The sequence below is a fragment of the Nocardia higoensis genome, assembly GCF_015477835.1.
In the GTDB taxonomy this organism is placed as follows: Bacteria; Actinomycetota; Actinomycetes; order Mycobacteriales; family Mycobacteriaceae; genus Nocardia; species Nocardia higoensis_A.
On record NZ_JADLQN010000003.1, the window covers coordinates 316,219 to 339,099 of the forward strand.

The 22,881-nt window shown below is 69.8% G+C and carries 16 protein-coding genes and 1 pseudogene; 11 read left to right on the forward strand and 6 right to left on the reverse strand.

The features are described from left to right. Positions 1 to 77 precede the first annotated feature (77 nt). The 3 genes from IU449_RS19350 to puuE all read left to right on the forward strand — a co-directional run bounded on the left by IU449_RS19350 (position 78) and on the right by puuE (position 3,054). Complete coding sequence (locus IU449_RS19350; RefSeq protein ID WP_195003510.1) at positions 78 to 1,010, forward strand: helix-turn-helix transcriptional regulator; 933 nt, start codon at positions 78 to 80, stop codon at positions 1,008 to 1,010. Positions 1,011 to 1,093: 83 nt separating this feature from the next. Beyond that, entirely contained in the window at positions 1,094 to 2,122 is a 1,029-nt protein-coding gene (gene alc, locus IU449_RS19355) for an allantoicase (RefSeq protein WP_195003511.1), read from the forward strand. Beyond that, entirely contained in the window at positions 2,119 to 3,054 is a 936-nt protein-coding gene (gene puuE, locus IU449_RS19360) for an allantoinase PuuE (protein ID WP_228805193.1), read from the forward strand. Before alc ends, puuE begins: the two co-directional genes overlap by 4 nt. Before the next feature lie 3 nt (positions 3,055 to 3,057). On the opposite strand, the gene IU449_RS19365 is transcribed toward puuE, so the two are convergent. Then, on the reverse strand, positions 3,058 to 5,814 hold the full coding sequence (locus IU449_RS19365; protein WP_195003513.1) for an HAD-IC family P-type ATPase: 2,757 nt from the start codon (positions 5,812 to 5,814) through the stop codon (positions 3,058 to 3,060). A gap of 418 nt (positions 5,815 to 6,232) precedes the next feature. Here IU449_RS19365 and IU449_RS19370 point away from each other — a divergent pair, with 418 nt between their 5' ends. The 3 genes from IU449_RS19370 (at position 6,233) to IU449_RS19380 (ending at position 10,381) form a co-directional block, all read left to right on the forward strand. Beyond that, the gene (locus IU449_RS19370; RefSeq protein WP_195003514.1) at positions 6,233 to 8,056 is read left to right on the forward strand and encodes a cutinase family protein; all 1,824 of its coding nucleotides are present in this window, start codon (positions 6,233 to 6,235) and stop codon (positions 8,054 to 8,056) included. 314 nt (positions 8,057 to 8,370) lie between these two features. Further along, positions 8,371 to 8,994: a class I SAM-dependent methyltransferase gene (locus tag IU449_RS19375; RefSeq protein ID WP_195003515.1), complete on the forward strand. Its 624-nt coding sequence runs from the start codon at positions 8,371 to 8,373 to the stop codon at positions 8,992 to 8,994. 268 nt (positions 8,995 to 9,262) lie between these two features. Continuing rightward, positions 9,263 to 10,381, forward strand: a complete 1,119-nt coding sequence (locus IU449_RS19380) for an NAD(P)H-dependent flavin oxidoreductase (RefSeq protein WP_195003516.1) — start codon at positions 9,263 to 9,265, stop codon at positions 10,379 to 10,381. A gap of 6 nt (positions 10,382 to 10,387) precedes the next feature. On the opposite strand, the gene IU449_RS19385 is transcribed toward IU449_RS19380, so the two are convergent. Further along, on the reverse strand, positions 10,388 to 11,389 hold the full coding sequence (locus tag IU449_RS19385; RefSeq protein WP_195003517.1) for a DUF5996 family protein: 1,002 nt from the start codon (positions 11,387 to 11,389) through the stop codon (positions 10,388 to 10,390). 127 nt (positions 11,390 to 11,516) lie between these two features. Continuing rightward, positions 11,517 to 12,122, reverse strand: a complete 606-nt coding sequence (locus tag IU449_RS19390) for a GDSL-type esterase/lipase family protein (RefSeq protein WP_195003518.1) — start codon at positions 12,120 to 12,122, stop codon at positions 11,517 to 11,519. 629 nt (positions 12,123 to 12,751) lie between these two features. Here IU449_RS19390 and IU449_RS19395 point away from each other — a divergent pair. After that, a complete protein-coding gene (locus tag IU449_RS19395; protein WP_195003519.1) occupies positions 12,752 to 15,124 on the forward strand; it encodes a lysylphosphatidylglycerol synthase transmembrane domain-containing protein in 2,373 nt (790 codons plus the stop codon). A 147-nt stretch (positions 15,125 to 15,271) separates the two neighbouring features. Here the strand turns inward: IU449_RS19395 and IU449_RS19400 are convergent, their stop codons facing one another. Next, positions 15,272 to 16,213, reverse strand: coding sequence for a class I SAM-dependent methyltransferase (locus tag IU449_RS19400; RefSeq protein WP_195003520.1), 942 nt, complete (start codon positions 16,211 to 16,213; stop codon positions 15,272 to 15,274). Positions 16,214 to 16,396: 183 nt separating this feature from the next. Here IU449_RS19400 and IU449_RS19405 point away from each other — a divergent pair, with 183 nt between their 5' ends. After that, entirely contained in the window at positions 16,397 to 17,143 is a 747-nt protein-coding gene (locus IU449_RS19405; protein WP_195003521.1) for a TetR/AcrR family transcriptional regulator, read from the forward strand. A gap of 55 nt (positions 17,144 to 17,198) precedes the next feature. Here IU449_RS19405 and fadD5 read toward each other — a convergent pair whose 3' ends face one another. After that, positions 17,199 to 18,770, reverse strand: coding sequence for a fatty-acid--CoA ligase FadD5 (fadD5, locus tag IU449_RS19410; protein WP_195003522.1), 1,572 nt, complete (start codon positions 18,768 to 18,770; stop codon positions 17,199 to 17,201). Positions 18,771 to 19,111: 341 nt separating this feature from the next. On the opposite strand from fadD5, the gene IU449_RS19415 reads away from it, so the two are divergent. Further along, a complete protein-coding gene (locus IU449_RS19415) occupies positions 19,112 to 20,086 on the forward strand; it encodes an NAD(P)H-dependent flavin oxidoreductase (RefSeq protein ID WP_195003523.1) in 975 nt (324 codons plus the stop codon). Positions 20,087 to 20,467: 381 nt separating this feature from the next. On the opposite strand, the gene IU449_RS19420 is transcribed toward IU449_RS19415, so the two are convergent. Beyond that, on the reverse strand, positions 20,468 to 21,433 hold the full coding sequence (locus tag IU449_RS19420) for an MBL fold metallo-hydrolase (protein WP_195003524.1): 966 nt from the start codon (positions 21,431 to 21,433) through the stop codon (positions 20,468 to 20,470). Positions 21,434 to 21,841: 408 nt separating this feature from the next. Here IU449_RS19420 and IU449_RS29875 point away from each other — a divergent pair. After that, positions 21,842 to 22,156 (forward strand): annotated as a pseudogene (locus IU449_RS29875) (beta-ketoacyl synthase N-terminal-like domain-containing protein); the annotation flags it as partial. 154 nt (positions 22,157 to 22,310) lie between these two features. Further along, on the forward strand, positions 22,311 to 22,547 hold the full coding sequence (locus IU449_RS29880) for a pentapeptide repeat-containing protein (protein WP_416382198.1): 237 nt from the start codon (positions 22,311 to 22,313) through the stop codon (positions 22,545 to 22,547). Positions 22,548 to 22,881 lie beyond the last annotated feature (334 nt).

Below are 22,881 nucleotides of genomic sequence, written 5' to 3' on the forward strand. Positions count from 1 at the left end.
TCATTCCACCGCCGATTCGCTGGACGATCTATGGGTGAAGGTCTCCGTTCGATAGGAGTTCGTCTACGCTCGGTGGTGTGGACCCTTTGAGCAGACTGCTGGGCGGTATCCGGGCCGAAGGAGCCGTACTCACCCACGCGGTGCTGGAGCCGCCGTGGACCATCCGATTCGCCGACCAGGCGCCGCTGACCATGGTGACCGTGCTGCGCGGCGGGGGCACGCTGCTGCTACCCGGTGGCGTCGAGCGCCGGATCGAGATGGGCGACACCGCGATCGTGCGCGGGCCGGATGCGTTCCTGCTCGCCGATCACCCGAGCTCGGTCGACCTGCCCCATGAGCGATACGAGATCGCCTGCTTCACCGCGGATGCCGAATGCGCGTCCGGCCTGGAGGGGGGACGCTGGGGAAACGACCTCGCCGGTGAGACCGCTCTGCTCGTCGGCGCCTACCGGGCCGCGGGCCGGCGTCACGAACGACTCCTGCGCGCGGTGCCCCCTGTCCTCGTGGTGTCGGACGACGTGGAGGTGTGCGCCTGGATGGAATCCGTCGCCGCGGACGCGGCCGCGCGGCCCGCCGGGGCGCAGGCACTCATGGACCGACTGCTCGACTGGGCGCTGGTCTGCACGCTGCGCGGCTGGTTCGAAGGACAGGACACCGACGCACCCGGCTGGTATCGCGGGCCGGCCGACCCGGTGGTCGGTCCGGCACTGGACGCGATGCACGCGCGCCTCGCCACAGGGTGGACGGTCGCCTCGCTGGCCGCCGTGGCGGGGGTGTCGCGGGCGCTGTTCGCGCGGCGCTTCACCGAGGTGATGGGGCAGACGCCGCTGGCCTATCTCACCGAATGCCGGATGGATGAAGCCGAGGAACTGCTGACCGATCGAAATCTCACCGTGGCGCAGGTCGCCAAAGCCGTGGGCTACGCGGACGCCTTCGGCTTCAGCGCGGCGTTCAAACGGCATCGGGGCATGCGCCCCAGCGATTTTCGCGCCCGCGATCTGAGCGCGTGAACAGTTCGCCTCGCGCCGACGGCGCGTGCGCTGAATGATGTGAGGACCGCCCGGCTGCGCCACCTGCCCGTACAGGAGGACCCTTGAACGGCAATTCTCCCGAACCCGACGCCCCCGAGACCGCCGGCTTCCTCGCCTTGCCCGACCTGGCGGTCCGAACCCTCGGCGGGGCGGTGGTGTGGGCGAACGACGAGTTCTTCGCCGAACGCGAAGCCCTGGTGCGGCCGGGCGACCCGGTCTACTCACCCGCCACGTTCGGCGGGAAGGGGCAGATCTACGACGGCTGGGAGACCCGGCGCAGGCGTACCCCAGGTCACGACAGCGCGATCGTGCGGCTCGGCGCGCCCGGCGTGATCCACGGCATCGTGGTCGACACCGCGTGGTTCCGCGGCAACTACCCGCCGGAGATATCCGTGAGCGCTCTGCGCGTGCACGGGTACCCGGATGCGGCGGAGCTCGCCGCCCGCGAGGACTGGGTCACCGTGGTCGCGCGGTCCGCCGCGCGGGGCGACACCCGCAATCTCTACAGCGTCGACGACGCGCGCACCTTCACCCACGTGCGGCTCGACATCTTCCCCGACGGCGGCGTCGCCCGGCTGCGGGTGCACGGGCAGGCACGGCCCGATCCGGCGCTGTTGCGGTTCGGACCTGTCGATCTGGCGGCGCTGGAGAACGGCGCCTGTGTCACCGGCTGCTCGAACCGCTTCTATTCCGCGCCGCAGAATCTGCTCATGCCCGGCCCGGCCCGCACCATGGGCGAAGGGTGGGAGACCGCCCGCCGCCGCGACGGCGGCAACGACTGGGTGCGTGTGCGGCTGGCGACCGAGGGCACCGTCGCGCTCGCCGAAGTCGACACCTCCTGTTTCTTGGGCAACGCGCCCGGCGAGGCCGAGATCGTCGGGATCGGCGGGGACGGCGCGACCGTCCCGATCCTGGCGCGCACGGCACTTCGGCCGGACACCCGGCACCGATTCCCGCTCACGCCGGGCGCACCGGTCACCGAGATCCTGCTGAACATCTACCCGGACGGTGGTCTGGCCCGCCTCCGGCTGTTCGGCGCGCCGACCGAGGCGGGGTGGGCGGAACTGGAACGGCGATGGGAGTCGGCTTGACGGAGTACCCGCGCGACCTGATCGGCTACGGCAGGCGTCCGCCGCATCCGCACTGGCCCGACGACGCGCGCATCGCCGTGCAGTTCGTGCTTAATTACGAAGAGGGCGCGGAGAACTGCGTGCTCGACGGCGACGAGGCGTCGGAGACGTTCCTGTCCGAGATGACCCCCGCGCAGGCGTTCCCGAACCGGCACATGTCGATGGAATCGCTCTACGAGTACGGCTCGCGGGCGGGCGTGTGGCGGGTGCTGCGGACGTTCGAGCGTCGTGGCCTGCCACTCACCGTCTTCGGAGTGGCGCGCGCCCTGCGACGCCATCCGGAAGCGACCGCCGCGTTCCTGGAGCTCGGTCACGAGATCGCCTGCCACGGACTGAAATGGCAGTCCTACCAACTCGTCGACGAGGAGACCGAGCGCGCGCACCTGCGCGAGGCGATCGACATCCTCACCGAGCTGACCGGCAGCAGGCCGCTCGGCTGGTACACCGGCCGGGATTCCCCGCACACCCGCCGCCTGGTGGTCGAGGCGGGCGGATTCGCCTACGACTCCGATTCCTACGCCGACGACCTGCCGTATTGGGTGCGGGTTCCGCACGGCGCGAACGGCGAGGCGGACAACCACCTGGTCGTGCCCTACACGCTCGACACCAACGACATGCGTTTCGCCTCCCCCGCCGGATTCCCCTCCGGCGACCAGTTCTTCGCGCACCTGCGCGACGCCTTCGACGTCCTCTACGCCGAGGGTCTCGAGGGCGCGCCGAAGATGTTGAGCGTCGGATTGCACTGCCGGATCGTGGGGCGTCCCGCGCGTCTGGCCTCGCTGGAACGGTTCCTCGACCATGTCCAAGGGCACGACAAGGTGTGGATCACCCGGCGCATCGACATCGCGAACCATTGGCGCAGAACACATCCCGTGGTGGGGCAGCCCGACTGACACCTACGGCGATGCGACGGGTTCGGGTCCGCTGTGCCGAGCGGGCGGAGTGGTGCCGAATCGGGTGCGCAAATACTTGTCGACGGCGACGATCAGCGTGGCCAGCGCCGCGAGCAGGACGAGGCGCAACCACGTCTGGGCGTCGATCGCGGCGGTGTGGAACAGAGTCTGCATCGCCGGTATGTAGGTGATGGCCAGCTGGGCCAGAACCTGGACCGAGACGCCACCGATGATCCACTTATTACTGAAGAAGCCGATCCGCCATGGTGACACGGTCAGCGAGCGACAGCTGAACAGGTAGAACACCTGCACCGCGACGACGAAGTTGACTGCCGCCGTCCGCGCCACGGCCACCCCGGCACCATTGCCCAACTCCCACTCGAACAGCCACCAGGCGCCGGCCAGGATGAGACCGGATACGAGAAGGACCCGCAGGACCTGCGCACTGGAGAGCAATGGCTGTCCCGGCTCTCGCGGCGGGCGGGTCATGGTGTCCGGTTCCTTGGGTTCGAAGGCCAGCGTCAGACCGAGGACCACCGCGGTGGTCATGTTGATCCACAGGATCTGGGTGGGCAGGATCGGCAGCGTCGCGCCGAACACGATGGCGGCCAGGATGATCAGGCCCTGGCCGAGGCTCGTGGGCAGGACCCACACGATGTATTTGGTCAGATTGTCGAAGACGCCGCGGCCTTCCTCCACGGCGGCTTCGATGGTGGCGAAGTCGTCGTCGGTGAGGACCATGTCGGAGGCTTCCTTGGCCACCTCGGTGCCGCCCTCGCCCATCGCGATGCCGATATCCGCCCTGCGCAGCGCGGGTGCGTCGTTCACGCCGTCGCCGGTCATCGCGACGACGTGACCGCGGGTCTGCAGCGCCTCGACGAGGCGGAGTTTCTGCTCGGGCGAGACCCGGGCGAAGACCCGAGCCCGATCGACCGTGTCCGCGAGGTCCTGCTCGGGAATCGCGTCCAGGTCGCGGCCGGTGAGGACGAGCTCACCGTCGGGTGCCCGGATCAGGTCCAACTGCTCGGCGATGGCGGCGGCGGTGGCGGCGTGGTCGCCGGTGATCATCCGCACCTGGATGCCCGCGACGTGGCAGGCGCGCACCGCGTCGGCGGCCGCCGCACGGGGCGGATCGAGCATGGCGTGCAAGCCGGTGAGCACCAGGGCATCGACGACGGTGACATCGAAATCGGTCTCGGCGTCGATCGGGCGCACCGCGGTGGCCAGCACTCGCAACCCCTGTGCGGCGAGTTCCTCGGTCGCGCGGAGGACCGCCGCGCGATCCAGCGGACGGTGTGAGCCGTCGGCGTCCATGAGGTGCGCGCACCGGTCGAGGACGCGTTCGACCGCGCCCTTGACCAGCACGACCCGCTCGCCGGTCGCCTCGTCCACGTGCAGGGTGGCCATGAATTGGCGCTCGGAGCTGAACGGAACCGTGCCCACGCGGGGACGGGTGGCGCACACGTCCTCGAGATCCGGCCCCGCCTTGCGCGCCACGACCAGCATCGCGGCTTCGGTGGGGTCGCCGACGATCGACCAGCGTCCGTCGACTCGGTCCAGGTGTGCGTCGTTGCAGCCCACGCCCGCCAGCAGCGTCCACTCCAGCGCGCGGTCGGAGCCGAGGTCGGCGATGCGGCCTTCCGCGTCATGGATGGCGCCCTCGGGGTCGTAGCCCGCACCGGTCACCGTGTAGCACGCCTGCGGGGTCCACAATGCGCGAACCGTCATCTGGTTGGTGGTGAGGGTGCCGGTCTTGTCCGAGCAGATGACGGTGGTGCTGCCCAGTGTTTCGACGGCGGGCAGTCGCCGGATCACCGCGCGCCGCTTGGCCATCCGCGTCACGCCGATGGCCATGGTGATGGTGACGACCGCGGGCAGGCCCTCCGGAATAGCGCCGACGGCCAGTGCCACCGCGGCGGTGAAGGTCTCGGCGGCGTCCTGTCCGCGGACGAGTCCGATGCCGAAGGTGATCGCGGCGAGGACGAGGATGGCGATCGTCAGTATCCGGCTGAACGCGTTCAGCTCGGCGGTCAGCGGGGTGGCCAGCACATCGGCCGAACCGACCAGCCGGTGGATTTCGCCGAGTTCGGTTCGGTCGCCGGTCGCGACGGCGATCCCGGCCCCCGCTCCCGCGGTGACCAAGGTGCCCGAGTGCACCATGTTGCGGCGGTCCGCCACGACTGTCGGCTGGGGAAGCACCACCTCGTCCTTGACGACGGGAACGGACTCGCCGGTCAGCGCGGATTCGTCGACCTGCAGTTCGGTGACTCGTACCAGCCGCAGGTCGGCGGGAACCTTCTCCCCCGCCTCCAGCACGACGAGGTCGCCGGGCACCAGGTCGTCGGAGGGCAGGGATCGTCGGCGCCCGTCGCGGATCACCGTGGCCTGCGTGCGCACCATCGAACGCAGCGCGTCCAGCGCCGCCTCCGCCCTGGACTCCTGGACGTACCCGACGACGGCGTTGACCACAACCACCACCGCGATGACGATCGAGTCGACGTAGTCCCGCAGCCACAGGGTGATCAGGGCGGCCGCGAGCAGCACGTAGATGAGCGGGCTGTTGAACTGGCGCAGGATCCGCCGCGCCGTACCGCTCCCCGACGAGGTGGGCAGCACATTGGGGCCGAAACGCTTCGACCGCGCCACGGCTTCGGCGGCGGTGAGGCCGCGGTGCGCGTCGGTCTCGTGCAGCAGCACGACCTCGTGTGCTGTCAGGTCGTGGTGGGTGTTGCGCGACGTGGAGCCGACCTGCACGGTCATCGCTGTCCTCTCGGCGGCGAGGCAGGGCCTTCGATCTCCCTACCGTAGGACATCCCGGCGGGACACGAGCGCCTGTGGGGAACGCTCTCACGTCGTCAGTCGTCATCAGTGTCGGCCGGGGCCGGGGCGTCGACGACGTGGCGCAGCAGCACGCGGCCCGCCGCCGCGCGGAGTCGCTTCCGAGAACTGCGGGGGACCGGCATGTCGTCGATCCCCGGATCGGTCGTGGTGATCCGGCAGGCAACCCGCTTTCGGGGGTCGCGGCGGTGTCGGTCCGGTTACGGCGAGCGAATGAGACTGTGATCCGGTTTGCACGGCGGTAACGATCTTGATGCCGGTTCCGACGTGCTAGGTGACAGACGGCCCGTCGGGGGGCCAGTCCTTCTTGCTCGTTTGCACATGGATTGGGGAACGGGACATGGCTCTTCGAGACTTGTTCGTCCGACAGAAGGCATTCGCCGCCCGCCACAAGATCGTCTCCACGGCCGCCGCACCGCTGATCGTCGGCACCGCGGTCGTGGTCGGCGCGACGTGGGCGCTGACCTCGCCGCCTACCAGCGTCGATACCGAGCTCAAGGCCTCGGTGACGGAGTGTCACGACATGGTGGCGATCTCGGTGGCGGGGCGCAACGACACCCCGCGCGAGGGCTCCACCCTCATGCTCGTCGACGCCAACGGCAACCCGCTGCCCGCCGCGATGGCCGGTGATCACAACAGCGAGTGGCTCGATCCGGTCGTCAACGCCCCCGACGGGGCGGTCGATCCGGACTCGTACCGGGCGGTGTACATCGCCTACCCGGCGAATATGGAGTCCTACGAGCAGGCCGTGAACACCGGTGTGGCAAATACCCAGCAAGTCATGCGGGAGATCTCGCAGGCCTGCCCGGACACCCGGTTCGCCATCGTCGGCTACAGCGAGGGCGCCGATGTGGTGCGCCGGGTCGCGATGGGGATCGGCAACGACGAATCCTCGGACGGCTACGACGTGGTCGATCCGAACAACGTCGTTGGTGTGGTGATCCTGGCCGATTCGGGTCGCGGAGCCGGCGAGGGGCCCTTCATCGGCGCCGAGGATCCGTTCGCCAATCCCGACGGCTTCGACAGGCAGTACCAGAACGTGTCGCAGGGCACCCCTGGCCAGGGCGCACTGCCCGGCACCGGCGGCGACTTCGGCGCGCTGAACGGCCGCATCGCCTCCTTCTGCTCCGAAGGCGACCTGACCTGCGCCGCGCCGGAGAACATCTCGCTGCTGCAACTGGTCGTGAACGTGGGCAGGCAGCTCAATGTGGACACCCTCGAACGCGAGGGACTCACCCCGGCCACCGGCGGCGACGTCGCGATGGTGCTCGGGCAGATCGCACTGGCGGCTTTCTCCGACATCGCCGCACAGCCGAACTGGATGGCCAGTGACGAGACCTTCCTCGAGGTGCTGTTGCGGGTCTCCGACCCCGAGTACGTGCCGGGCGAGCATCAGCCCGCGCCGGTGGCCGACTCGATCGAGACCGAGGAGATGTCCCCGCTGGCCTACCTGCCGCAGAAGCTGCTCAACGAGGTCGTCGGTCTGCTGGTGACCAACCAGAACACCATCCCGGTGATCATGAGCGACCCGTACAACCTCACTCTGGGCCCCAACCACAGCGGTCACCACTTCGACTACTGGGACGACGCCGACGCCTCCGCGGGCAAGCCGCTGACCTCGGCGGAGTATGCCGCGGCGTGGTTGACCCACCTGGCCAAGCAGGCGCAGGCCGGTGAGCCGGTGAACACCCAGGTCGCTCCGGAGCCCGCCGAGCTGGCGGTGGCCTATGAGGAGATGAAGGTCAACGTCACCGAGGTCGAGCGCGAGCGCAACGCCTACCTGGCGGCCGCCGCCACGACGACCCAGCCGTCGACCACGAAGTCGCCCGCGCCGACCAGCACCAGCGGTGCGCCGACGACGAGCCCGGCCCGCACGGCCGAGGACATCGCCGCGACCACCACGGCGCCGGGGACCACGCCCGAGACACCGAGCACCACGCCGGAGGCGACCACTCCCGACTCGGCCCCTCAGGAACCGGCTGTCACCGAGTCGGCCGCTCCCGAGCCGGCCGAGACGACTCCGGCGGCGCCCGAGCAGCCCGCCCAGGCTCCGGCACCGGCGACCGACGATGTCGTCGCGCCGCCCGCCGTCGCCGACAGCGCCCAGGTCACGACCACCACGCCCGTCCCCACTCCCACCGAGGAGCCGGGCGCGCACCGCTAGCTAGCCCTTCGCACACCGGACGGCCCCCGCCATCACTGCTCAGGCAGTGCGGGCGGGGGCCGTTCGGCGTGCGCGGAACAGCTGATCCGCGATCCGGATACCGCGGCGGCCGGACAGATCCCAGCTGTTGCGGACCACTCGGCCGAATCGGTGCCGACGCCGCCCCGTGTCTCCGCGCCCCCGGAAAGCCGCGGTTCCGGTCGGTGCGCGGTGCCCTGCGACCAACCGGTGGTAGACGACCGAGCGAAGGTGTTCGACCGTACTCCGACGGCTGTCCCTCCCGACGGCTCGCACCCGCTGGCAGGATCGTCGGCATGGATGCGGTGCGTGACGCCTATGACGAGATAGCCGGGGAATACGCGGAATTCGCGCGCGGCGCGTTGGAGGGCAACCCGTTCGAACGCGCGCCGCTGGACGTGTTCGCCGAGTGCCTGGACGCGGGGCCGGTCGCGGACCTGGGCTGCGGGGAAGGCCGGATCACCGGATATCTGGCGAAGGCCGGACTGGACGTATTCGGGATCGACCTCTCGCCACGCATGATCGAGCTGGCGCGCGCGGGGCATCCAGGCGTGCGCTTCGACGTGGGTTCGCTGACGCGCACCGGGCTGCCGTCCGGAACGCTCGCCGGGCTCGTGGCCTGGTATTCGCTGATCCATCTGCCGCCGCAGCGCGTGCCGGGCGCGCTGGCGGAGTTCGCCCGGGTGCTCCGCGACGGCGGGCACGCTCTGCTGGGGTTCCAGGCCACCGAGGCCGACGGCGATCCGGTCGCCTTCGACCACGCGGTCGTCGAGGCGTACCGATGGTGGCCGGAGCGGTTGGGCGCAGCGGCCCGGGCGGCGGGGTTCGAGGTCCTGATGCACATGGTGCGGGCGCCTCGGCCGGGCGAACGTTTCGATCAGGCGAGCCTGTTGCTGCGCAAGCGGGTCCGCGGCGCGTGAGGCCGTCGCGTCCGGACCGGCGAGAAGAGAAATTGGGTATCCCGCGAGAAAACTAGAACATGTTACTGTCATTACATGGTGCACTCACCGGCCGCTCCCCGCGCCGCTCAGGCGAGGCGATGCTCGCGGTACGCGGGGGAATCGGTCGTTTCCGGTGTCATCGAGCCGTTCTCCACTGGAACACGAGACGGCGACTATGCAACCCGTTCTAGAGCATTCGCTGGCCGCTTGAGCGGTCCGCGAGACAGGTAAGGGAGACCAGCACCCGATGCGTACCGAAATCTGCGAGCGGCTGGGGATCGAGTTCCCCATCTTCGCCTTCACTCATTGCCGCGATGTGGCCGCCGCGGTCAGCAATGCCGGTGGCCTGGGCGTGCTCGGCGCGGTCGGCTTCACCGCCGAACAGCTGGAAGTGGAACTGGCCTGGCTCGACGAGCACGTCAACGGCGTCTACGGCGTCGACCTGGTGATCCCCTCCAAGTACGAGGGCAAAGGCATCGACGGGCTGAGCCCCGAAGAGCTCGAGTCCAAGCTCGCCGAGATGGTCCCGCAGGGCCACCGCGACTTCGCCGAGAAGATCCTCGCCGATCACGGGGTGCCGAAGCTGCCCGAGGGTGAGCACCACAATCAGCTGCTCGGCTGGACCGCGACCACCGCGGGTCCGCAGGTCGAGGTGATCCTGAAGCATCCGAAGGCCAAGCTGGTCGCCAACGCCCTGGGGACCCCGCCCGAAGATGTCGTGAAGCAGATCAAGGACTCGGGACGGCTGATCGGCGCGCTGTGCGGTTCGGTCAAGCACGCGCTCAAGCACAAGGAAGCCGGGCTGGACTTCGTGGTCTGCCAGGGCACCGAGGGCGGCGGACATTGCGGCGAGGTGTCGTCGATGGTGCTGTGGCCGCAGGTGATCGACGCGGTCGGCGACCTGCCGGTGCTGGCGGCAGGCGGCATCGGCGACGGGCGTCAGGTCGCGGCGGCGATGGCGATGGGCGCGGCGGGCGCGTGGACAGGCTCGATCTGGCTGACCGTCGAGGAGGCCAATGTGCCGCCCGCGCAGATGCAGACGCTCATCGACGCCTCCAGCCACGACACCGTGCGCTCGCGGGCGTGGACCGGCAAGCCGGCGCGCATGCTGCGCAACGAGTGGACCGAGGCGTGGGAGCAGCCCGAGAACCCCAGTCCGCTGCCGATGCCGCTGCAGATGATGGTCGCGCTCGACGGCGTCAAGCGCGGGCACCGGTACCCGGAGGCCGCCAAGGACGTGAACTTCAACCCGGTCGGTCAGGTGGTCGGGATGATGCAGAAGGTCGAGCGTTCCGCCGATGTGATGGAACGGCTGGTCAACCAGTACGTCGAGGCGTGCGAGCGGCTCAACAAGCTGAACAGCTGAGCCGGGTCACGACCGCCGGTGCTCGCGCATCCGCTGCTCGAGCACCGGATCGGTGATGCCGCCCGGACAGGCCAGCGCGTCGGCATCCCACCCGGCCAGTGCGCTGCCCTCGGTGTAGACCGTTTCGAAGAACTCGAGGGCCGCGCCGACCGGGTCGCCGGTCGCGCGGGCGGCGTCGTAGGCGTAGTACGCCGAGTGTCCGCTCCCCGAGGGCACCCAGCGGGCGCCCTCGGGTCGCAGCGGACGGTCGGTGAGGCCCGCGGGCTCGGGCGCGACGTAGGAGTAGAAGGTGGGTTCGGGGACTTTGTCGTCGCCGAACCAGAATCCGGCGCTGATGACCTCGCGGGAGTATGCCTCCCGCGTCACCGGGTCCACGGTGGTCGGCATGTCGACGCGGCGCTCGGAGAACCGCTGGACGGCCAGGTCGAAGGTGTGCCAGAACAGGTGGACCGGGCTGACCTTGCCCGAGAAGCCGGCGCTGAACTCCTCGAGGATGCGGCCGACCCGGCTCTGCACCGTGAAGGCCCGGCACACCTTGTCCGGGTCGTAGTCGGCGTGCTCGGTGTCCTCCTCGAACCAGCGCCCGGCGTCGGGCAGGTCGAAGGGATGCGGCTGGTGCATCACCAGGTCGATGCCCAAGTCGCCGAGGCCGCCCATCACGTCGGTGTAGAAGGCCGCGACGGATTTGCCCGGCAGGTCGAACTCCACTTGGACGCCCTCGTCGGTGGCGATGCGCAGCACGTGGTCGAAGAAATCGAAGGCGCAGGTGAACACCGGTCCGACGCGCGGGTCGCCGAGGGGGACGGTGGTCCAGCCGCGGGCGGTCAGGCGGAAGGTCATATGCCACCAGTGATTGCGGCGAATGCCCTTTTCCAGCGCGACCTTGCCGACGACCTGGGCGAACCGGTGCAGCGTCTCTTTCGTCGGCCGCCAGGACTCCAGCGGGATCGCGGGCAGCAGCTCCGCGGTGTCGACGGCGGGTGACTCGGGTACTGCCGACTCGGTCATAGGGCCACGGTACGACCGGCGCGGGTGGTATGCCAGCACCCCCGCCGCTCGGATCGCGAAGTCGCCACCCGAGCGGCCGGGGGTCCTCCGATCGCGGCGTGGTGCGGCTCGCCGCACGGCAGCAGCGCTAGCGGGCGAGACCGCCGAACCAGGTCTCCCAGGCCGGGGCGACCAGCGCGGCCATCGCCTCGTATCCGGCCGCACCGGGATGCGCGCCGTCACCCTCGCGGACTTCGCGCATCCACACCTCGTCCGCCGACAGCGCGGCCAGGACCGGCACGTACGGGACCGCGGCCGCCGCGCAACGCCGGGCGTACTCGGCGTCGAGGTCGCCGATGCGTGCGTTGTGGGCGTCCTCGGCCACCGGTGGCGGGCCGACCATCAGCGCGGCCCAGCCCCTGGCGGCCACCGCGTCGAGCATCCTGGTCAGCGCCGACGCCGACGCCGCGGGAGCGACGCGAGGTTCCCCGCCGGCCCAGGCGGTGTCGTTGGCTCCGAAGGAGAGCACCACCCCGGCGGTGACCCACTCGGGCAGGCGGGGTGCGCATTCGGCGATCAGGCGAGCCTCGATCTCGGGGGCCGTCTGGCCGCGGATGCCCAGGTTGTAGACGGTCAGTGGGATCTGCGGGCTCGCGGCGGCGGCCAGCCGTCCGGCCCAGCCCAGCCGACGCGGGTCACCCACCCCGGCAACGAAGGAGTCCCCGACGAAACACAGACGCAGATCCTCCACCATGGGTCCGATCCTTTCACGGCGCGTCCCGCGCCTGCATGGTTCGTCCCGTTGTTCGCACACCGCCGCCGGATTCGCCGCAGCGAACCGTTTCCGCACATCTACGCGTGCGAGGGCTTCACGACGGCCTTCTACGACCGGCTGCGCGCCGAGGCCGTGCTGGTCCGCGCAACCGCCATATCGTGAACGTCTCCGCACTCACCGGTTCCACGGTCATCGCGGGACACCCCCGGCTACGGTGCGGCGAGGGCGGCGCCGGATCGGTTCACCCGGCACCTGTCCGCCGAATACAGCGACTTCGGGGAGCGGCCGACGCGGTGGCCCCCGACCGCTTCCCCGAGCGGGTCCCGGTCGAGCAGGTGGTGCGCGCGATCGTCGAGCCCGACTCGGGCGAGATGACCGGCCGGGTGTCCGGTGGACGCCGGGCAGGCGGGCCGATGAGCCGACGGGGTGGCGTACCGGCCGGCACGTGGTTCTGGCAGTGTGATGACCGGCCGATGAGGCACCACGTGTCGACCAGCCCGCTGCGGCGTGTTGGTGCCGGCGGCCACGGCCGCCTGCTGCATACTCACCGAGCGTGCGATAGGGGCTGGTAGAACCAGCGCGAACCGATCCGAAAGTACCGATACGACATGCGACTCGACGGGCGGGAGATCCCGGTCACCGGGAGCCTGTTACAGCCGCTGGCCCGGCGGACGACCGACATCGTCCGGGTCATGCTCGCGTCGCTGGGTCTGGCGGTCGTGATCGCGGCATCGGTCATCACCCGGCCGGAGTGGCTGGCACTGGAACGCTCGGTCTCCGACATCGTCGGATTCCTCACCCCCGACCAATCCAATCTCGTCTACCTCATCTACGGCATCGCCATCCTCTTCCTGCCCTTCGCGATCCTCATCGAACTGATCATCGGCAGGCGATGGAAACTGCTGGCGGGCTACGGCGCGGCGGGCCTGCTGGCGGTGCTGCTGCTGTCGATCACCGGCAACGGGCTCTCCGCGCCGAAATGGCATCTGCAGGTCCCCGACCGGCTCGACACCTTCTTGTCGCAATTCCTCGACGACCCGCGCTGGATCGCGCTGCTGGCGGCGGTGCTGACCGTGTCGAGCCCGTGGCTGCCGAACAGACCGCGCCGGTGGTGGTGGTTCCTGCTGCTGGCGTTCGCGCCGATGCACCTGGTGGTCAGCACCGTTGTGCCCGCGCGCGCGATGTTCGGGCTCGCTGTCGGCTGGCTGGTCGGCGCGCTGATCGTCTGGGTGGTGGGCACGCCCGCGCTGGAGGTGCCGCTGGACGCGGCGGTGCGGGTGCTCGACCGCGAGGGCTACCGGGTCACCGGGTTCATCGTGCGCAGGCCGGCGGGTTCCGGTCCGCTGGTGCTGGCCGCCACCGTCGAGGGTCCCGAGCACGAACTCGTCGTCGAGATGTACGGCAAGCACCAGCGCAGTCACGGCACGCTACGCATGGTGTGGCGGTGGCTCACCTTCCGCAGCAGCGAGACCGCGCCGCTGCACGGATCGCTGCACCGCGCGGTGGAACACCGCGCGCTGGTGACCATCGCGGCCGGTCAGCTGGAACTGGCGGGCACCCGAGTGGTGCTGGTGACAGCGCTGGATCGCGGCTGGGTGCTCTACGCGCACACCGTCGCGGCCGGGCAAGGGATCGACACCACCGACGACGAGGTGCTGGCGAAGGTGTGGCAGGCGGTGGACGCGCTGCACGAAGGCCGTATCGCGCACGGCGATCTACGCCCGCAGGACGTCCGCGTCGACGACGGGCGCGTGCTGTTCACCGGCTTCGGCAGCGCCGAATTCGGCGCCAGCGACACCCAATTGCAGACCGACATCGCCCAACTGCTGGTCACCACCACGGCCACGCACGGCAAGGAGGCGGCGGTGCGGGCCGCCATCGAGACGCTGGGCGAGGAAGCGATCCTGAGTTCCTCCCGCAGGCTCACCAAGTCCGCCATGCCCGCGGGACTGCGCGCGGCCATCCCCAAATGGGGGGACAGGGTCGCCGAGGCGCACGAGGAAGTGCGCAAGCAGACCGGCCAGGACAAGATCGAGGCCGACCAGATCACCCGGTTCTCCCGCAACCAGGTCATCCAGCTGGTCCTGCTGATCGCCCTGGTCTACGTGGCCTACCCGTTCATCAGCCAGGTGCCGACCTTCTTCAGCCAGTTGCGCACGGCCAACTGGTGGTGGGCACTGCTCGGGCTCACGGTGTCGTCGCTGACCTACATCGGCGCGGCATCGGCGCTGTGGGCGTGCGCTTCCCGGATGGTCCGGCTGCGCGATCTGATCATCATGCAGGTGGCCAACACCTTCGCCGCCACCACCACACCCGCGCGGGTGGGCGGTCTGGCGCTGAGCGTGCGGTTCCTGCAGAAGGGCGGGCTCGGCGCGGTGCGCGCCACCGCAGCGGTCGCGTTGCAGCAGGCGGTGCAGATCATCACGCACCTGAGCCTGCTGGTGCTGTTCAGTATCGTGGCGGGCACCTCGGCGGACCTGTCCCGCTTCGTGCCCGACCCGACGATCATCTATCTGGCCGCGGGCGTGGGCGTGGGCATCATCGGCACCTTCATGTTCGTGCCGACACTGCGCCGCTGGCTCAACACCTCGGTGCGTCCGCAGCTGCAGGAGGTGCTCGGCGAACTCGCCGACCTCGCGCGCGACCCGCAACGCTTCGCGATCATCCTCGCGGGCTCCGCGGCGATCATCCTCGGTATGGCGGGCTCGCTGTGGGCCAGCGTCCAAGCCTTCGGCGGGGGAACGACTTTCGTCACAGTGACCATCGTGACCATGATCGGCGGCACGCTGGCCTCGGCCGCGCCGACACCGGGCGGTGTGGGCGCGGTCGAGGCCGCGCTCATCGGCGGTCTGGCCGCCTTCGGACTGCCCGCGAGCATCGCGGTGCCCTCCGTGCTGCTCTACCGCGTGCTGACCTGCTGGCTGCCGGTCTTCTGCGGCTGGTTCCTGATGCGCTGGATGACCGAGCGCGACATGATCTGAGCGAGCGCCGGTGGCCGACCTGTCGGTCGAGTCGGACGGGCAGGTCGGAACCGGCCCGGTGAGGTCGGTCAGCCAGGGCAGGCGAGTCGGCTGGGCAGGCGAGCAGATGACTCAGCCGGGCCGCGCTACGGGTGGCCGATGCGGTCGCTACCCGGAACGATTCGGCTTGCGGGCGGTCAGTATTCCGGTGGACGGGGTGATCGAGTCGAACTCGATCGAGGTGAACCCCAAGCGTGCCAGATCGGGCCGGTAGCGCCTGATATCGACAGCCGCAAGCGGATCGATCCGCGCTGTCGCCGCGTCGCCGGCACCAATGGCAATGCCGTCGCTACGCACGGCAGAGTCGTCGCCACGCACGGCGGGGTCGTCGCCACGCACGGCGGGGTCGTCGCCACGCACGGCGGGGTCGTCGCCACGCACGGCGGGGTCGTCGCCACGCGCGGCGGGGTCGTCGCCGCGCGCAGTAGTGCGGCTGTCATCGCGCGCGGCGGTGCGGGCGTCGATACCCGCCGTGGTGCGGGCGTCCTCGCGCCGACCGTCCCGTTCTCCGGTGCGGCGCGCCGCGGAGCGCGACATGATGCGGATCAGGGTCGGCAGGACCGGTCCGCTGGGGTGGGTGTCGGCCAGCAGCAGGGTGCCGCCGGGGCGCAGGATCCGGTACATGTTCGCCAGCGCGTCGGCGCGACGGGCCGCGGGGATGTGGTGCATGACGAAGGTCGAGGTGATGACGTCGATCGAGGCGTCGGGCACCGCCAGATCCTGGGCCGCGCCGACCTCGAAGCGGCACTGCGGACGGGCGCGGGCAGCGGCGTACTCGACCATCTGCGGTGCGGCGTCGACGCCGAGGACGCTGCCGTGCGGGCCGACCCGGTCAGCCAGTGCCGCGACCAGATCACCTGGCCCGCAACCGATGTCGAGAGCGTCCGCGCCAGGCGACGCCCCGGTGCGGGCGGCGAGTTCGGCGTACAGGGCGCGGGTGCGTCGCAGGAGCAGCACGGCGCGCAACCGGCGGTAGGCGCGCGGACGGGTGATCAGGATGCCGATCTCGTCGTCGGGAAGTTCTTCGGACAGTTGTTTGTTTCCGGACATATGTTCATGTTCGGCGGCGACCTCGGGCGAGACCAGGCGCGGTTTCCCCTGGTTTGTCCGTTTCCGGACACCCGCGCGTGGATTGTCCGCCGGTCCGGCGCGCGCGAGCCCGCGAACAGCGGCACAGTGGTACCGCACCACCGGGATCCGGGCAGTTGTTCCTTCTCCGAGGAGAGCACCAGAATGACCGAACACGTCGACCGGCGGGTCCGGCGGACGAGAGCGCAGTTGCACCGGGCGCTGATCGAACTGATGCTCGAGCGCGACTACGCGCGAATCAGTGTGCGCGACATCCTCGATCGCGCCGACATCGGCCGGTCCACCTTCTACACGCACTTCCGCGACAAGGACGATCTGCTGCTGGTCAGCAGTATCGAGTATGTGCGCGCGGCGATTTCGGCCCCGCTGCCGCCCGATCCGGATGCACCGCCGGAGACCGAACGGCTCGCGCCCATCCATCGCCTGTTCGTGCTGGCCGAACAGCATCCCGACGTGTATGGGGCGCTGCTGGGCCGTTCGGCGGGTGGGGTGGTGCTGCGGGCCACGCGCGGGGTGGTCGGCAGGTTGCTCACCGAGCAGTTGGCGGGCCGATTGGCCGTCGGCGAAGACGAATTCGACACCACCATCACATTTCTGTCCTGGGGTGTGACCGGATTGCTGGCCTCCATCGCCGAATCGGGCGGGACGCTGACGGCGCGCGCCGCCTACGACACCGTCACCGGTCTCCTTGGCGAGCACGGGTCGGACGCTACCGAGGTGGACGAGCCGCACACCGACGACAGCGCCGTCGAGAACGGCGACTCACCGGGGGAGGACAGCAACGCGGGGAACGACAACACCCTGTCAACAACGATGCCCCCGGAAACGGCGACGGCGCGGACGGGTGAGGCCCACCAAGGGGACCCCACTCGTCCGCGCCGAGCGCGCTGATCGGTGTCCCAGTTCACCGATCAGCGGGTAGGGCAGACGCTCGGGTGAGCACTGCTCAGGACGCGAAATCCTTGCGCAGCTGCACCTTCACGACCTTGCCGCTGGCGTTGCGGGGCAACTCGGCGAGCACCACGAGATCCTTGGGGTGCTTGTAGCGGGCCAGGTTCTCGTTCAAGAAGGGTTCGAGTTCCTCGAGGGTCAGCTCGTCCTCGGGGTCGTTGAGCGCGACGATCGCGACCGGCACCTCGCCCCACTTGTCGTGCGAACGCCCGATCACGGCGGCCTCACGGACCTTCGGGTGGCTGAAGAGCACGTTCTCCACCTCGGCGCAGTAGATGTTCTCACCGCCGGAGATGATCATGTCCTTCTTGCGGTCCACGACGTAGATGAAGCCCTCTTCGTCGGTGCGGACCAGGTCGCCGGAGTGGAACCAGCCACCCTGGAAGGCGTCGGCGGTGGCTTCCGGCTTGTTCCAGTAGCCCTGCATGAGGGTCGGGCCGCGGTAGACGATCTCACCGACCTCGCCGGGGGCGACGTCGTTCATCTCGTCGTCGACGATGCGCACCTGGATGGTCGGGATCGGCTTGCCCACCGAACCGAGCTTGCGCAGCGCGTCCTTGCCCTCGAGCACGCAGGTGATCGGCGACATCTCGGTCTGGCCGAACACCGCGACGTTCTGGGCGTTCGGGAAGGCCTCGGCCATCGCGCGCAGCACCGAGTCCGAGGCCGGGGCGGCGCCCCAGCTCAGCATCTTCAGGGCCAGCTTGCGGTCCTTCAGAGTGGGATCGGCGCAGATGATCTGCCACTGGGCCGGCACACAGAACGCGGTGGTGGCCTGCTCGGCTTCCACGGCGTCGAGGAACTCGGTCGCGTCGAAGGCGCCGAGCGGGTGCAGCACGGTCTTGGCGCCGAGCATGAAGTACGGCGCGAGGCTGCCGAGGCCGGCGATGTGGAACAGCGGCGAGGTGCAGAACCCGATCGAGTCGGGATCGATCTCCATGGCGCGGATGCAGGTCAGCGCCTGGGCGTTCATGTTCTCGTGGGTGAGCACCGCGCCCTTCGGGCTGCCGGTGGTGCCGGAGGTGTACATGATCAGCGAGGGGGTGTCCTCGGGGATGTCCAGCGGCGTGTGCGGCTCGCCTTCTTCGGCGATGGCGTCGTCGTAGCCGAGCACACCCTCTGCGCTCTTGCCGTTGATGACAACGAAGGTCTCGAGGGCCGGGGCCTGCGCGCGCACGGCGGCGGCCAGCGGCTGCAGCACGGAGTCGGAGACGATCGCCTTGGCGCCGCTGTCGCCGACGATGTAGGCGACCTCGGGCGGGGTGAGGCGGAAGTTGACCGGCACCGCGATCGCGCCGAGGGCGGTGATGCCGAAGACCGCTTCGATGTACTCGGGGTAGTTCAGCGCCAGGATGAGCACGCGGTCACCGAAGCCGACGCCGCGGCGGGCCAGCGCGTCGGCGAACTTCTCCGAGCGCTCGTGCAGCTGCTTCCACGTGGTGTCGACACCTTTGAACCGCAGCGCCACGTTGTCGGGCCGCATGAGCGCATGCGTAGCGAGCTGGTTGTTCCAGTGATTGCGCCGCGAGCGGATCGGCTCCTCGAGCGCCTGTGCACCAGTGGTCATACCACGTACTCCTTCTCGGACCGTCCGCTGCGCAGCCGGGTGGCGGGCATCGTCGACGGGCTGAACTGAGACGAGAATAACAACTAACTTATCGGGACGGCAAGGTGTCTCGAGATGAATCGAGGTTAATCGTCTCGATAGCACGACCGTACTAATTCGACGCCATCAACCAGCAGAAATGAACTCCATTTCTCCTCGAATCGGACATCGATCAGGCCATCTTTGTGGACTGACTATGCGAATCTCGGCTCACTTACCGCTTGAATGCCGATAGCCGGTCGTGTCACCATCGTGGCGGCAGGGCGGACTGGCACGCCCGCGCGAGACATAGGAGAAGCGCAATGCTGCGTACCAGGTTCACCGAGGAATTCGGCATCGAACACCCCATCGTGCAGGGCGGCATGATGTGGGTCGGCCGAGCCGAACTCGTCGCCGCGGTCGCGAACGCCGGCGGTCTCGGCTTCATCACCGCTCTGACCCAGCCCAGCCCCGAGGAGCTGCGCAAGGAGATCGAGCGCACCAGGGAGCTGACCGACAAGCCGTTCGGCGTCAACGTCACGATCCTGCCCTCGATCAACCCCCCGCCCTACGCCGAATACGTGCAGGCCATCATCGAGTCCGGCATCAAGATCGTCGAGACCGCGGGCAGCAACCCCGAGCCCTTCCTGCCGTACTACAAGGAAGCCGGCGTCAAGGTGCTGCACAAGTGCACCAGCGTGCGGCACGCCCTCAAGGCCCAGAAGATCGGCGTCGACGGCGTCAGCATCGACGGCTTCGAGTGCGCGGGCCACCCCGGCGAGGACGACATCCCCGGCCTGATCCTGATCCCGGCCGCTGCCCAGGCGCTGGAGATCCCGATCATCGCCTCCGGCGGCATCGCGGACGCCCGCGGTCTGGTCGCCGCGCTGGCCCTCGGCGCCGACGGCGTGAACATGGGCACCCGCTTCCTGTGCACCCAGGAATCCGGCATCGCGCAGCAGGTCAAGGAACAGATCGTCGCCAACAGCGAGCTGGACACCCAGCTGATCTTCCGCACCATGCGCAACACGGCGCGCGTCGCCGACAACGAGATCAGCCGCAAGGTGGTCGAGATCGAGAAGGCGGGCGGCAAGTTCGAGGACGTGCGCGAGCTCGTCGCCGGCGCCCGTGGCCGCCGGGTCTTCGAGGAAGGCGATCTGGACGCGGGCATCTGGACGGCGGGCCTGGCCCAGGGCCTGATCCACGACATCCCGACCTGCGCCGAGCTGATCAGCCGGATGGTCGGCGAGGCCGAGGACATCATCCAGCAGCGTCTGGCCGACTTCGTCGTCGCCTGACGAAGACTCGCCTCACCGCCGCCCGCGTCCTGGACGTGGGCGGCGGTTGTCGTCTCGCCGGGCCGCGCGTGCACGCTCGGACGAGTGCGGGCGGACCGGTCCCCGGCGCGGGGGACCAGCACAGGTACGACGACCAGCCCCGAAGACGTCCAACAAGCCCGGCCACCCCGACCAGGCCAGACCCGACCACCAGCCCCGACGTCCGTCCGGTCGCGACCCGACCCGTCCGGGCACGGCTCGTCCGGGCACGGCTCGTCCGGGCACGGCTCGTCCGGGCACGGCTCGTCCGGGCACGGCTCGACCGGACACGGCTCGACCGGACACGGGTCGACCTGTCCAGGCGCGAGCGACTGGACCCGGCAACCAGACCCGAGCGCGCGCCTAGACCCGCGCGCGGGCGGCGATGGCGGCGTGGTCGTGGGCCGCGATCACCTCGATGCCCTCGGGCAGCGCGTGCAGCCGGTGGATGGTGGCGAAGGCCGCGTCGCGATCGGCGTCGAAGAGCGCACCGGGCATCGGCGCTTTCTCGCGGAGCAGCCGGATCTGCAGGTTGCCCCACACCGCGTCGCCCGCCAACAGCACCCGGGTGCCGTCGTCGACGGCGAGCAGCACGCCGATGCTGCCTGGTGTGTGCCCGGCGAGGTCGAGCAACAGTACCGAGCCGTCACCGAACAAGTCCGTGCTTCGTTCGAAGCCGAGCACCGGTGGGCCGTCCAGTTCGAAGAGGTCGAACTCCCGGCCGAGCAGTGGGCCGCGCGCGACACCGAGCGGGGCCTGCGAACCTGCCATCGCCCAGTCGTATTCGACGGCGGGCAGGCGTACCGGCACCGAGCCGGGCAGGTCGAGCAGGCCCGCCACATGATCCCAGTGCAGGTGGGTCGGTACGACGAATTCGATGTCGGCGCCGGTCAGGCCGTGTCCCTCGAGCGCGTCGGCCAGGCCGCGCACCGGCTTGTCCGGCGCGACCAGCAGCGGCACCGGGAACGGAAGCTCCGGCAGCACCCGGCGGTGCGGGGTCGAGCACATGGCCGGGTCGATCAGGAACCGCGCGCGGGGGTGCTCGACCAGGAAGGATGCGTAGCTCATCGGATACTTGCGTAAGCTGCGATGGCCTTCGGCGAGGAGGATCTCCGGAGCCGACGTGCGCGCCTGGGCCAGCACCGTCAGCCGCACGGCTCGGGTGGCAGGCGGCGGATCGGTCACCTCGAGACGGGCCAGCAGGTCGGTGTCGGGGCGGCGGGGTCGCAGCAGCCGGGGTGGTGTCGCGGCCAGCGCGGTGCAACAGCGCAACAGCGTCGGCAGCACCGGAGTCCGTTCGCCGCGCGGAGCGAGCTGGGTATCGGGCATCCGCCCGACGGTAGGCGATGAGCGCGTCTCGCGGTAGCGCCGAACGGGATCGCCGGCACGACACGCTGAGTGGTCCCGCCGCGGCGGCGTGTCACGAAATGGCAACGGGCACAATGAAAGACGTGTGCCGACAGGTCCGCGGATACGGCATAATCGCGGGTGGAACCGTCCGCGGGCCCGCGGGCCCGCGACGGGGAGGGAGGACGCGATGCGGCCGAGTCCGGTAGGCGGGCCAGGCGATACCTGCAGCCGCGGTCGCACTGGTGTGCCGACCGCTGCCCCGGCGTCACCGCATTCGCCGTGTCATTGTTGCCCACCTGTGGTCCGCGCGCTACCCATGGTCCGCACGATGCGATGACCGACATCCACCCCACTCCGCCCCGGCGTTCCCCGGTGGCCGTCATCGGCATGAGCTGCCGCCTGCCCGCCGCGGCGGATCTCGACGAGTTCCGGCAGAGGTCACACCGCGCCGCCTCGTACGCACCGGCCGCCGCGCCCCCTATCGACGGCTCACCCGGTGGATCCGACATCGGGCTGTTCGACAGCGCCTGGTTCGGCCTGCCCGACGCCGAGGCCGCCGTCCTCGATCCCCGACAGCGCGTGGCGCTCGAGGCGGTGATCGAGGCCATCGACGACGCGGGTATCGGATACCGGATGCGCGGCTCGGGCGCCGCAGTCGTCGTCGCGGTCGGCGCGGCGCCGGGATACCGACGCGGGCGCCCGAGCGGCGATATCGCTCAGCGGATCTCGCACGTGCTCGGCCTGCACGGCCCCGATGCGACATCGGAGAACTCCGACGGCGCACCCGACTGGGCCGAAGCCGTCTCGCGCGCCTTCGAGGACGCGTCCGTACCGTTCGTGATCGTCGCCGGGATCGATGTCGAAATCGTCAGGGGCGATTTCGGCATCGCGGGGGGCGACATCTCGGGCGGCGACATTGCTGAAGGCGACATCTCAGGTGGCGACATCTCAGGTGGCGACATTCGCGGGAGCGACATTCGCGGGAGCGACATTCGCGGGAGCGACATTCGCGGGAGCGACATTCGCGGGAGCGACATTGGCGGGAGCGACATTGCCGGTGGCGGAAACACCGGGGCCGATATCGCCGGGGTAGAAGTAGAAGTCGCCTCTGAAGCGGGTGCCGGTGGCGGAATCGGCGGTTCCTCGCGCACCGGTGCGGTGGCCGAGGTACGGCGGGTCGCGAAAGACCGCCCCAGGCGCGGTGGCGTTGCGGCGTCCCCCGCAAGTGCGTCACCGCTGCCCGATCGGCCCGACGCCGTGCCGAGGAGCGACATCCGCTGGCGGGCGGGCTGTGGTGTGCTGATCCTGCAACGGCTCGCCGACGCGGTGCGTACCGGGAGCCGGGTATACGCCGAGATCGACTTCGCGGCAGCGGATCCGCGTGGGCAGGGCATACGGCCGTCCGATGTCGCGGGTGCCCACGAACG

Coding starts and splice junctions, on each gene's coding strand:
- IU449_RS19365 (WP_195003513.1), bottom strand. CDS start 5,814: ATGACCGTGCAGGTCGGCTCCACGTCGCGCAACACCCACCACGACCTG.
- IU449_RS19370 (WP_195003514.1), top strand. CDS start 6,233: ATGGCTCTTCGAGACTTGTTCGTCCGACAGAAGGCATTCGCCGCCCGC.
- IU449_RS19375 (WP_195003515.1), top strand. CDS start 8,371: ATGGATGCGGTGCGTGACGCCTATGACGAGATAGCCGGGGAATACGCG.
- IU449_RS19380 (WP_195003516.1), top strand. CDS start 9,263: ATGCGTACCGAAATCTGCGAGCGGCTGGGGATCGAGTTCCCCATCTTC.
- IU449_RS19385 (WP_195003517.1), bottom strand. CDS start 11,389: ATGACCGAGTCGGCAGTACCCGAGTCACCCGCCGTCGACACCGCGGAG.
- IU449_RS19390 (WP_195003518.1), bottom strand. CDS start 12,122: ATGGTGGAGGATCTGCGTCTGTGTTTCGTCGGGGACTCCTTCGTTGCC.
- IU449_RS19395 (WP_195003519.1), top strand. CDS start 12,752: ATGCGACTCGACGGGCGGGAGATCCCGGTCACCGGGAGCCTGTTACAG.
- IU449_RS19400 (WP_195003520.1), bottom strand. CDS start 16,213: ATGTCCGGAAACAAACAACTGTCCGAAGAACTTCCCGACGACGAGATC.
- IU449_RS19405 (WP_195003521.1), top strand. CDS start 16,397: ATGACCGAACACGTCGACCGGCGGGTCCGGCGGACGAGAGCGCAGTTG.
- fadD5 (WP_195003522.1), bottom strand. CDS start 18,770: ATGACCACTGGTGCACAGGCGCTCGAGGAGCCGATCCGCTCGCGGCGC.
- IU449_RS19415 (WP_195003523.1), top strand. CDS start 19,112: ATGCTGCGTACCAGGTTCACCGAGGAATTCGGCATCGAACACCCCATC.
- IU449_RS19420 (WP_195003524.1), bottom strand. CDS start 21,433: ATGCCCGATACCCAGCTCGCTCCGCGCGGCGAACGGACTCCGGTGCTG.
- IU449_RS29880 (WP_416382198.1), top strand. CDS start 22,311: ATGTCGAAATCGTCAGGGGCGATTTCGGCATCGCGGGGGGCGACATCT.